This window comes from Pseudonocardia sp. EV170527-09, from assembly GCF_008369905.1.
In the GTDB taxonomy this organism is placed as follows: Bacteria; Actinomycetota; Actinomycetes; order Mycobacteriales; family Pseudonocardiaceae; genus Pseudonocardia.
The window spans coordinates 1-387 of the sequence record NZ_VRMC01000370.1; the positions used below are offsets into that span (position 1 = coordinate 1).

Sequence of the window (387 nt, forward strand, 5' to 3'; positions counted from 1 at the left end):
GCCGGCGGGCATGCGGCGGCGGGGGTTGACCTGATCGTCGCGCAGGGCACCGAGGCCGGCGGGCACACGGGCGAGGTGGCGACCATGGTGTTGGTTCCCGAAGTCGTGGACGCGGTGGCGCCGACGCCCGTTCTCGCGGCAGGCGGGATCGCCCGCGGCCGCCAGATCGCGGCCGCGATGGCGCTCGGCGCCGAAGGGGTGTGGTGTGGATCGGTCTGGCTGACCACCGAAGAAGCCGAGACCGCCCCGGTGGTCAAGGACAAATTCCTGGCCGCGAAGTCGTCGGACACGGTGCGGTCCCGGTCGATGACGGGCAAGCCGGCCCGCATGCTGCGCACCGCCTGGACCGACGAATGGGAACGCCCCGACACACCTGACCCATTGGGC

The 387-nt window shown here is 72.4% G+C and carries 1 protein-coding gene; it reads left to right on the forward strand.

Annotated elements, in window-relative coordinates; translation table 11 throughout:
• Positions 1 to 387 (forward strand): nitronate monooxygenase family protein (locus FVA95_RS29525; RefSeq protein WP_193564452.1); only part of this gene is annotated, 387 nt, incomplete at both ends.